This is a genomic window from Streptomyces sp. NPDC002104 (assembly GCF_053593795.1).
The window spans coordinates 1-9,518 of record NZ_JBSFDF010000103.1; the positions used below are offsets into that span (position 1 = coordinate 1).

Below are 9,518 nucleotides of genomic sequence, written 5' to 3' on the forward strand. Positions count from 1 at the left end.
GCGATCATCCGCGACCTCGACCTGCTGCGCCCGATCTACGCCCAGACCGCCGCCTACGGCCACTTCGGCCGCGAGCTGCCGGACTTCACCTGGGAACGCACCGACCGCGTCGACGCCCTCCGCACCGCCGCGGGCCTCTGATCCCTTTCCCCTTCCTTCCCCTTCATTTCACGAACCGAGGAACACCCATGACGCTCACCGCAACCCTGCCCGCCGCCGTCCTCGCCCCGGAGCAGTCGGCCACCGGGCACGCCCGCCGCCTGATCGAGGACCTCCTCCTCGACCTGCGCCTCGGAGCCTGGACGCCGACCCCGCTCGAACAGCGCATCGCCGGCATCCTGGGCCTCTCGCCCGCCGGAACCGGCACGCTGACCTCCGGACACGTCCGCGCGGCCCTCTGGGAGGGCCACCTGACGATGACGCAGGAGAACGGGGCCCGCTTCGCCACCGTCCTCGCCCACCTCGTCCCGCTGCTCGACGACCCCGAGCTGAGCGCGCCCGACGTGGCCGGTCTGGCCGGGGCGGCCGTGGAACTCCTCGCCGCGGTGGACCACGGCTGACGGGCGCCCGCCGGCCCGGCGGACCGGCACGCGAAACGGCCCGGGAGAAGCGCCGAGGCGCTCCTCCCGGGCCATCTGCCCACCCGTCTTCGTCAAGCCGTCAGGCGGCCCAGGGCGCCAGCGGGTACCAGATCAGATCCTGGCGCGAGAGCATCCGCACGTCCCAGTAAAGGATCATGAACACGCCCGCGGCGATGAACGCGGCGGCCATCACCGCCGAGGCCCGGCTGGGCTTCGCGGTCATCCAGCGGTGCAGCCGCTCGCCCAGCAGGCCGGTGACGACCAGGAACAGCACCGCCACGATGACGATGTTGCCGAGGGTCTGCAGGCTGAACACCGCCGCCCCGTACAGCACGTTGTGGCTCTCGGCCGCGTTCATGAACAGCTGGCGGAACAGTGCGAACGGGCGGCCGATCAGGAAGGCGCCGATCAGCGCGCCCATGAGCACCATCGGGGAGTTCGGGAAACGCGCACTGATCCGGGCCAGCGGATCACGGAGCACACCGAGCGAGGCCAGGCCCAGGTACATCATGACCAGGCCGATCACCCCGTACACCACCATCGCCTGCACCAGGCGCGGCGAGAAGCCGCCCCCGCCCGGGACGCTCGCCTGGAACTGCGGCATCGAGGTGCCCACCAGGGCGACGACGACGCCGTAGAGCGCGGAGACCGACACCGCTCCGGCAGCCAGGAATCCCAGCGGCCGCAGCGCCGCGGCCATCCGGCCGCGCCGGGTCGCGGACGTGCCGGCCAGCGGCGCGAGCGCGCTGAAGACGGCGACGTTGCATGCGGTGAAGGTGCCCGCGATGCCGGTGGCGAGCGCGAAGGCGATACCGGCCAGCGTCCCGGTGATCGGGGTGCCCTTGGCCGCGTGGCCGAGCAGGGTGTCCGCGATGTTGTCACCGATCGTCTTGTCGACGAACTGGGCCGACCAGATGACGGTCAGTGCGAAGCCGAACAGTGCTCCGGCCAGCAGCACCAGCGCCCGGCGGCGCGGCGCGTGGCCGTTGAAGAAGAAGGAGGGCGTACGCGACCGTCCGGTACCGGCATCACCGCGCTCGCTTCTGAGGGGCGCCGGGGCAGGTCTGTGCGCGACCTGAGTCATGTGGGGGGCCTTTCAACCGAGGCGTGTCTGTCGGAGCGAAAGGCTAGGACGGCGCGGGCGGCCGCTGGCGGCCCCAGGGCGATCTCGCCCCCTTCACCGCGTGCCTCGTTCCCACCCAGCCAGGTCGGAGGCCCCGCGGCGTCACTCACCGCAACGTGCGCTCCAACAGCCGTACCCGAAAACGCGGTTCGGTGGCCGCCCGCACCGGCGCGGTCACCGGATCGGTCTGCCACGCGGCCCCGCCGACATCCGGCAGGGACAAGTCGAAACTGCGCCACGCCCACGCCCACGCGGCGGCCTCGCGGAACCGCCCGCCGCCCTCGGCGATGCCCTCGCCCACTCCGGCGGCGATGGACTCCTCGCCCGTCCCCGCGCTCACCGGGCCACCTCCACGACGGGCTGCGGGACGTTCCTGCGCGCGGAATCACGTGCGTAGCGCACCCCGGTCAGCTCCTGGGACAGCTCCCACAGCCTTATCTGCGCGATCACATCGCGAGAAGCCCGGCTCGACCGCGCCGGCACCGCCCCGCCCTGGCATTCGGAAACCCCGCCCGGGCCGAGGTAGGAGCCCCCCGGAACGAGAGGATCGGTGGCGGCCCGGAGCGTCGGAAGCGCCGCCCCGGCAGCGGGCTGCCCCAGCCACCGCAGCGCCGCCGCGCTCACCGGCCGCAGCCACGCGGGAGCCTCGTCATGCCACAGTCCGGTCGCCGACAGACCCGGATGCGCGGCCACCGAGACGGTCTCGGCCCCTGCATCGGCCAGCCGGCACTGCAACTCCCGGGCGAACATCAGATTGGCGAGCTTGGACCGCCCGTACGCCGCGACCGAGCGATGCCCGCCCGCCGCACGCACGTCGGCCGGGCCCGGGCCCGTAGCCGCCACCCGGTGGGCGAGGCTCGCGACCGTCACCACACGGGAGCCGGGCACGTCCCGCATGATCCCCAGCAGCAGGCCCGTCAGCGCGAAGTGCCCCAGGTGGTTGACGCCGAAGTGCGGCTCGAAGCCGTCCTCGGTACGCCGGTACGCCGGGAACATCACACCGGCGTTGTTGACGAGGAGATCGAGCCGGTCGACTCGGCGCCGTACCTCCAGCGCCGCCTCCCGGACCGAGCCCAGCGAGGCCAGATCGATCCGGACCACCTCGGTACGGCCGCCGATGCGGGCCGCCGCGGCAAGACCCCGTTCCATGTCGCGGCAGGCGAGGATCACCTGCGCCCCGCGGTCCGCGAGCGCCCGGGCCGTCTCCAGCCCGATGCCGCCCGAAGCCCCGGTGACCAGAGCGGTCCTGCCGCTCTGGTCGGGCATCTCTTCCGTGGACCACACCATTGCCGTCCTCCTTCGGACCGGACGTGCGTATCAGCGAGCCGAGCCGTAGCCGCGTGCGACGATGCGGTCCGCGACGGCGGCATAGTGCGAGACGTCGGCGGGCACCTCGGTGGCCAGGCAGTTCACATAGCGGTTGAACATGCAGAACGCGGCCGCGATCAGCACCGTGTCGTGGATCTCGGCGTCCCCCGCGCCCTCCTTACGGGCGGTGGCGACGGCCTCGTCGGAGACCGGCTGAGCCAGCGCCTGCACCTGCGCCGCGATCCGCAGCAGAGCCCGCAGCAGCGGGCTGATCGGCGCGGTCTCCGGGTCGGCGAGCACCTGCGCCACCAGTTCCTGCCCGCCCTCGAGCTGCGCCGCGGCGAACGCGCTGTGCGAGTCGGCGCAGAAACGGGTGCGGTTGAGCTCCGAGACGTACGCGGCGATCAGCTCCCGCTCGCCCCGGCTCAGCGGGGACTCACCGCGCAGCAGCGAGTTGGCCACCGCGTTGAGCGGCCCGGCAGTGTCGGGCCGCTGCACCATGAGCCCGCTGATTCCGGGCAAGTCGTTGGTGATCTCGATGTGCGGCACCGGAGGATCCTCTCCTGAAGGTATGGATGGGCACTTCATCGTGACCAGACCTCAGCTGCACGGCCAACTCCTCGTGTGCTCAGGTGAGTTGCCCGAGCAAGCCGGACACCGGGCAAGCGCCGGGACGCGCCCCGCACCCCCCGCCCCGGCGTGTTCAACCGCCGCGTGAACGCGGCGAGCGTGCGCGCCCCTCACCGCGCCGGCGGCAGATACCCGTTCACCGCCAGGAAGGCCCCGATCTCGTCGTACACCGCCGGATCGTCCGGCGTGATCGCGCCCAGCCCGTCCACGTACCGGTTGAACATGCAGAACGCGGCCGCGATCAGCACCGTGTCGTGGATCGCCTCGTCGTCCGCCCCGGCCGCCCTCGCCGTCGCGAGGTCCTCCCCGCTCACCTCACGCGCATCGCCCTGCACCTTGCCGGCGATCGCCAGCAGCGCCCGCATCCGCTCACTGACCGGGGCACTCGCCGGATCCCGCTGCACGGCCTCCACCAGCTCGTAGTCCCCGCCCAGCGCGTGCGCGGCCGCCGCGGTGTGCGAGCCCGTGCAGTAGCGCGTCTGGTTGCGGTGGGACACGAAGGCGGCGATCAGCTCCCGCTCGCCCACGCTCAGCGGTGACGCGCCCCGAAGCAGCTGCTCGGCGAGCTCGCTCATCCGCCGCCCCGAGGCGGGCTTGCTGGCCATCAGACCGCGGATCCCCGGCACCGGGGCCGGTATCTCGATGTGCGGCACGGTTCACTCTCCTTCTCTACTTGTTCAACCACGGGGTGGTCGTCGAGTCCGTGCTGAACTGGTTGAGGATCAGGTCGGCCACCTTCTGCTCACCGGTCGGACCGGGGTGCACACGGTCGGACTCCAGGTCCGAGCACGCCCACTCCAGGCCGTCACTGCGCCCCGGGATGCCACCGGCCACACCGTCCGAACCCAGGCCGTCCGCCCACATGTACGGACCCCAGGACAGCCACGGCGCGACGCCGCCCGTCCCGTAGGCGAGGTTCGAGGCGCCGTTGATCTGGTCCTGGATCAGCTTCCTGTCGGCCCAGCCCTGCTGGTACGCGCCCGCGCTGCGCAGCGGGTCGCAGGTGTAGATCCGGCTGGCCACGTGGCCCAGCGCCAGGTTCGGGTAGCTCGCCCACGCGCTGGCGTCCTTGCCGCCCTGGGCGCCGTCGACGATGACGAGCTTCGAGTTCAGGTTGGCGTACCCGCCGGCGGTCTGGATGAACTTCCGGAACTCCTGCGTGGTGTTCGACATACCGATGGAGATCAGCACCACCTTGCCGTTGACCAGGTCGACCTGCCCGGCCGCGTTGCGCGGCCGCACCCGGTTGCGCGCGAGGCGGTGGCGGCCGCGATCACGAAAGTGGCGGTACGAGTGATCTTCAAGGGTGCTCCCGGACGTCGACAGCGGGGCGGCCGCAGCCGTCTGCCCGCTGAGGTTGTCGACCGGGCACCGGCAGTCGCACCTCTTGCCGTGCTCTGACTGCCCTCCCGGCCGTCCTCACCGCCGGACCGCGACCCGCGACCGGGGCCCCTGACGGCATCCAGCAATCCAGAAGATGCTCCGCACGCCCACGCCGTACGACGATGGACGCCGACACGCGACGGCTCCGTTCCTGGTGATCCGTCCGTACGGGCCGACCATGCCCTGGCGAGACCGCTGCCGCAAAACATGAGGAGACCTTTCATGGTGGAGAAGACCAACACGGTCAGCGAACGGGGCACCGTGCCGGTCCCCCAGTTGCGCGAAGCGGTCAGCGGCCAGGTGCTGGTGCCAGGTGACGCCGGCTACGAGAAGGCCCGCACCGTGTACCTCGGCGGGATGGACCAGCAGCCGGCCGCGATCGTGCAGCCGTCCGACGTCGCCGACGTGGCCCGGATCGTCACCTTCGCCCGTGACAACGACCTGCCCCTGGCGGTCAAGGGCGGCGGCCACAGCATGTTCTGTCTCGTCGACGGCGGCCTCGTCCTCGACGTGTCCTCCCTGCGCGGCCTGGACATCGACCCGCAGACCCGCACAGCCTGGGCCGACGCCGGCCTCACCGCCGGTGAGTACACCAACGCGGCCGCCGAGCACGGCCTCGTCACCGGCTTCGGAGACACCGGCAGCGTCGGCCTCGGCGGCATCGCCGTCGGCGGCGGCGTCGGTTACCTCGTCCGCAAGTACGGACTCACCATCGACGACCTCCTCGCGGCCGAAGTGGTCACCGCCGACGGCGAGGTGCGCCGCGTCGACGCCGAGAACGAGCCCGACCTGTTCTGGGCGATCCGCGGCGGCGGCGGCAACTTCGGCGTGGTCACCAAGCTGAAGTTCCGCCTGCACGAGCTGACCACGGTCCTCGGCGGCCTGCTGGTCCTGCCGGGCACCGCCGAGGTGATCGCCGGCTTCGTGGCACACGCGCAGGAGGCTCCGGAGGAGCTCTCCACCATCCTCAACATCATGCCGGCGCACATCCTGCCGTTCGTCCCCGAGGAGTTCCACGGCACGCAGGTCGCCATGGCCATGATGGTCTACGCCGGCGAGGGCGAGGCGGCCGAGAAGGCCCTCGCACCCTTCCGCGCCCTGGCCACCCCGATCGCCGACATGATCGCGCCGATCCCGTTCACGGGCGTCTACCCGCCCGAGGACGACTTCCACCCGGTCGCCGCGGCCCGCAACCTGTTCGTGGACGGCTTCGACGCCGACGACGCCGAGGTGGTCCTCGACCGGATCGGCGCCTCCACGGCCATGGTCCCGGCCGTCCAGGTCCGCGTACTCGGCGGCGCGATGGCCCGCGTGAGCGCGGACGCCACCGCGTTCGCCCACCGCGACCGCGCCGTGATGATCAACGTCGCGGCCATGTACGGCGACCCGTCCGAGGCCGAGGTCCACACCCGCTGGGCCGACGAACTCACCACGACCCTGCAGAAGGGCGTCGGGGGCGTGTACGTCAACTTCCTCGCCGACGACAGCACGGCCCGCATCCACGAGGCGTACCCCGAGCAGACCTGGAACCGCCTGCGCGCCATCAAGCGCGTCTACGACCCGGCCAACCTGTTCCGCGTGAACAACAACATCCCGCCCGCCGACGCGTAACCACCACCCGCCCCCGCCGCGCCCCCCGACAGCACCCTGCCGGGGGGCGCGCCCCGTCCCAGCACCTGCGCACCCGCCGACGACTGGGATCCAAGGAGTCGGTTTGTCCTCCACCCTCACTCCGGAGCACACCTCCACGGGGCTGTCCACCGCGCCCCCTCGCGGGCTGGTGGCGATGCTCACGGTCGCCGCGTTCCTGACCTTCGCGCAGGCGTTCATGATCGCGCCGATCCTCCCGCAACTGGCCCGCGCCTTCCACTCCACTCCCGAGTCGGTGGGCCTGGCGGTACCGGCGTACTTGGTGCCCTACGGGGTGCTGACACTCCTCTGGGGTCCGCTCTCCGACCGCGTCGGCCGCCGGCCGGTCATCCTCGGCTCGCTGGCCGCCTTCACCGTCCTGACCGCCGCCACCGCCCTCGCGGACGGCAACGCAGCCTTCCTCACCATGCGCTTGTTCACCGGCATCGGAGTCGGCGGCGTAGTCCCGGTCGCCCTCGCGCTGATCGGGGACGTCTTCCCCTACGCCCAGCGCGGCCGGGCACTGGGCTGGATGTACGGCGGCATGGCCGGCGGCATCGCGGTCGGCTCCAGCGCGGGCGCCCTGGCCGAACCCCTCATCGGCTGGCCCGGCCTGTTCCTGGCCGTAGCCGCCGCAAGCGCCGTACTCCTCCTCACAGCCCTCACCTCACACGTCCTGCCCACCGCCCCCCGCCCCGAGACACCACTCCCCCTGGCAGCCGTCGCCGCCGGCTACCGGAGTCTGCTGGGATCCGCCCGGGGACGGCGCACCTACGGGTACATCCTCTTCAACGCGATACTGCACTCCGGGATCTACACCTGGCTCGGCCTGTACCTGATCCAGCGCTTCGCGCTGGGCCCGGTCGGCATCGGCCTCGCCCTGCTGGGCTACGGGATCCCCGGCCTCCTGCTCGGCCCCGTCATCGGCGGCCTGGCCGACCGCTACGGACGCGCGCGCATCATCCCCGCCGGCGTGGCCCTTGCCGCGATATGCGCCCTGCTCCTGGCAACCGACCTGCCCCTGCCCGCCGCGGCCCTCACCATCGCCGCGCTCTCCCTCGGCTACGACATGACCCATCCGCTCCTGGCCGGCATCGTCACCGCTCTCCCCCGCCGACCCGACGAGCGAGGCCAGGCCCTGGGCCTGAACTCGTTCTGCCTCTTCACCGGCTTCGGCCTGGGCAGCCTGGCCTTCGAACTCCTGCTCCCCACCGGATTCACCACAGCCCTCACCATCTTCGGCGCCGCAGCACTAACGGCCACCCTCACCGCCATCCCGGCGTTCCGCAGCGAACGAGCCCACTGACGAGACCAGGGCTGCTCCCACCGCCGGCCACAGTGGTGGTGGATCCGTACTGCGCTGACGCGCGACGAGGGTTTCTGAAGTTCGGGTGGAGGGCCTGCATTCAGATTTAATCCGAGCTCCAGAATGAAGCATTCCATTGAGGCTGGCATGATCAGGTCATGCTGCGTGTTGTTGAGTTCTTTGTGGCCCCGGACGATGGGCCATGTGTTTCCGGCGTTCGGGTGTGCGGATTTCTTTCCCGATGATGCGGTGGGGGACTGGGAAGTCCTCCTTGTCGGGGGTGTGGTTTCGGACCTGCGGGCCGTGGTGCCGATGAGGAACGACGGTTTCATGGTGTTCGAGGTCCCTAGACGTCTGCGTTCGGCGCTGGCGGCAGTGAGTAGGGGCCGGCTTGTTGAGGTTGCGGCGCAGTGGGTCGAGCTTGCCGAAGCGAAGATGGCGGTTTGGAGCGGGCTGTCGTCCTGGAGGCGGAGCCGGAAGGACTGAGGGTGGGAGCTAAGCGGACACCCATCGGGCCGTAGGCCCGGACCGCGTGAAACGGGGTCACCTCCCGCGCGCAGCCCTGAACTAGGGCGTTTCTTAGCGATCACCTCGTGGCCCAGATGTGGATGGCCGCGGGGTGCAGGGCCGCCTGGTAGGCAGTCGCGGTCTTGTCGTATCGAGCTTGAGCTTGTTGATGCAGCGTTCGACGGTGTTCCGCTGCTTGTGGACCTCGCGGTCGAATGCCGGCTGACGGCCGCCTTTTCTGCCCAGTCGCCTGCGGTTGGCGATCTGGTCGGCAGGCTGCGGGATCACGGCCCGGATCCTGCGTCGGCGCAGGTGTTCGCGGATCGCGCGGGACGAATACGCCTTGTCGGCCAGCACGACGACGGGGCGCGTTCGAGGCCTTCCTTTCGGCCTCGTCACCCGGATTGCGGCCATGACCTGGGGGAACGCCGGTGCGTCCCCGGCCTGGCCGTGTGTGAGGACGAACGCGAGAGGCCGGCAGCGGCCGTCGGCGGCGAGGTGGATCTTCGTGGTCAGCCCGCCGCGGGACCGTCCGAGGGCATGATCGGCCGGCTCGCCTGCCGGAGCCCCTTTTGGCGGGCCCCGGCAGCGTGCTGGTTGGCACGGACGATCGTGGAATCGACCGCGACGACCCAGTCCAGGTCATCCTCGGCATCGGCTTGGGCCAGCAGGGCGGCGAAGAGTCGTTCCCAAGTGCCGTCGATCGCCCACATCCGCAGCCTGCTGTGGGCGCCCTTCCACGAACCGAAGCGTTCGGGGCAGGTCCATCCACGGAGTGCCGGTGCGGTACTTGAAAGCGATCGCGTCGATCACCTGCCGGTGATCCCGCCACCGCCCAGCCCGCCGCGGCGCTCGATCCGCGCCCACTGCGCGTCAGTCAACGGCACACATCAACCAACGATCAGATGATCGGTAAGGGCCGGTCTAGGTGTGTTGTCCGGGGACGTTGGTGACATGCGTGCTGGGTTCTTGAAATGGGTGAGGGCCTCCGGGTTCGGTGTGGATTGCGACATCTGCACCGAAGACAGGAGGCCCTCGTGGTCCACCGTAA

General features: G+C 70.9%; 10 protein-coding genes and 1 pseudogene. 4 read left to right on the top strand and 7 right to left on the bottom strand.

Translation table 11 applies throughout. From position 1 onward, the window contains the following. Window positions 1-141, top strand: a 141-nt coding sequence (locus ACWCP2_RS37805) for a methionine adenosyltransferase domain-containing protein (RefSeq protein ID WP_450913074.1), incomplete at its 5' end; no start/stop codon positions are given. 47 nt (window positions 142-188) lie between these two features. Then, entirely contained in the window at window positions 189-560 is a 372-nt protein-coding gene (locus tag ACWCP2_RS37810; protein WP_450913065.1) for a hypothetical protein, read from the top strand. Window positions 561-660: 100 nt separating this feature from the next. Here the strand turns inward: ACWCP2_RS37810 and ACWCP2_RS37815 are convergent, their stop codons facing one another. From ACWCP2_RS37815 to ACWCP2_RS37840, 6 genes are all read right to left on the bottom strand, one after another. Then, window positions 661-1,665 carry a hypothetical protein gene (locus ACWCP2_RS37815; protein ID WP_450913066.1) on the bottom strand — a complete coding sequence of 335 codons (1,005 nt, stop codon included), beginning with the start codon at window positions 1,663-1,665 and terminating at the stop codon, window positions 661-663. Between the two features lie 145 nt (window positions 1,666-1,810). Further along, window positions 1,811-2,044 carry a hypothetical protein gene (locus ACWCP2_RS37820; protein WP_450913067.1) on the bottom strand — a complete coding sequence of 78 codons (234 nt, stop codon included), beginning with the start codon at window positions 2,042-2,044 and terminating at the stop codon, window positions 1,811-1,813. After that, window positions 2,041-2,991, bottom strand: coding sequence for an oxidoreductase (locus ACWCP2_RS37825; protein ID WP_450913068.1), 951 nt, complete (start codon window positions 2,989-2,991; stop codon window positions 2,041-2,043). Before ACWCP2_RS37825 ends, ACWCP2_RS37820 begins: the two co-directional genes overlap by 4 nt. Before the next feature lie 30 nt (window positions 2,992-3,021). After that, entirely contained in the window at window positions 3,022-3,561 is a 540-nt protein-coding gene (locus tag ACWCP2_RS37830; RefSeq protein WP_450913069.1) for a carboxymuconolactone decarboxylase family protein, read from the bottom strand. A gap of 191 nt (window positions 3,562-3,752) precedes the next feature. Beyond that, entirely contained in the window at window positions 3,753-4,295 is a 543-nt protein-coding gene (locus ACWCP2_RS37835) for a carboxymuconolactone decarboxylase family protein (RefSeq protein ID WP_450913070.1), read from the bottom strand. A gap of 16 nt (window positions 4,296-4,311) precedes the next feature. After that, window positions 4,312-4,884 carry a hypothetical protein gene (locus ACWCP2_RS37840; protein ID WP_450913071.1) on the bottom strand — a complete coding sequence of 191 codons (573 nt, stop codon included), beginning with the start codon at window positions 4,882-4,884 and terminating at the stop codon, window positions 4,312-4,314. Between the two features lie 363 nt (window positions 4,885-5,247). Here ACWCP2_RS37840 and ACWCP2_RS37845 point away from each other — a divergent pair, with 363 nt between their 5' ends. Both ACWCP2_RS37845 and ACWCP2_RS37850 read left to right on the top strand, forming a co-directional pair. Further along, window positions 5,248-6,636 carry an FAD-binding oxidoreductase gene (locus tag ACWCP2_RS37845; protein ID WP_450913072.1) on the top strand — a complete coding sequence of 463 codons (1,389 nt, stop codon included), beginning with the start codon at window positions 5,248-5,250 and terminating at the stop codon, window positions 6,634-6,636. Between the two features lie 103 nt (window positions 6,637-6,739). Further along, a complete protein-coding gene (locus ACWCP2_RS37850; RefSeq protein WP_450913073.1) occupies window positions 6,740-7,960 on the top strand; it encodes an MFS transporter in 1,221 nt (406 codons plus the stop codon). Between the two features lie 586 nt (window positions 7,961-8,546). Here the strand turns inward: ACWCP2_RS37850 and ACWCP2_RS37855 are convergent. Next, window positions 8,547-9,354: pseudogene (locus ACWCP2_RS37855) on the bottom strand (IS5 family transposase). Window positions 9,355-9,518 lie beyond the last annotated feature (164 nt).

Excerpts from the sequence above, each read along its gene's own strand:
- ACWCP2_RS37810 (WP_450913065.1), top strand. The coding sequence starts at position 189 with ATGACGCTCACCGCAACCCTGCCCGCCGCCGTCCTCGCCCCGGAGCAG.
- ACWCP2_RS37825 (WP_450913068.1), bottom strand. The coding sequence starts at position 2,991 with ATGGTGTGGTCCACGGAAGAGATGCCCGACCAGAGCGGCAGGACCGCT.
- ACWCP2_RS37815 (WP_450913066.1), bottom strand. The coding sequence starts at position 1,665 with ATGACTCAGGTCGCGCACAGACCTGCCCCGGCGCCCCTCAGAAGCGAG.
- ACWCP2_RS37845 (WP_450913072.1), top strand. The coding sequence starts at position 5,248 with ATGGTGGAGAAGACCAACACGGTCAGCGAACGGGGCACCGTGCCGGTC.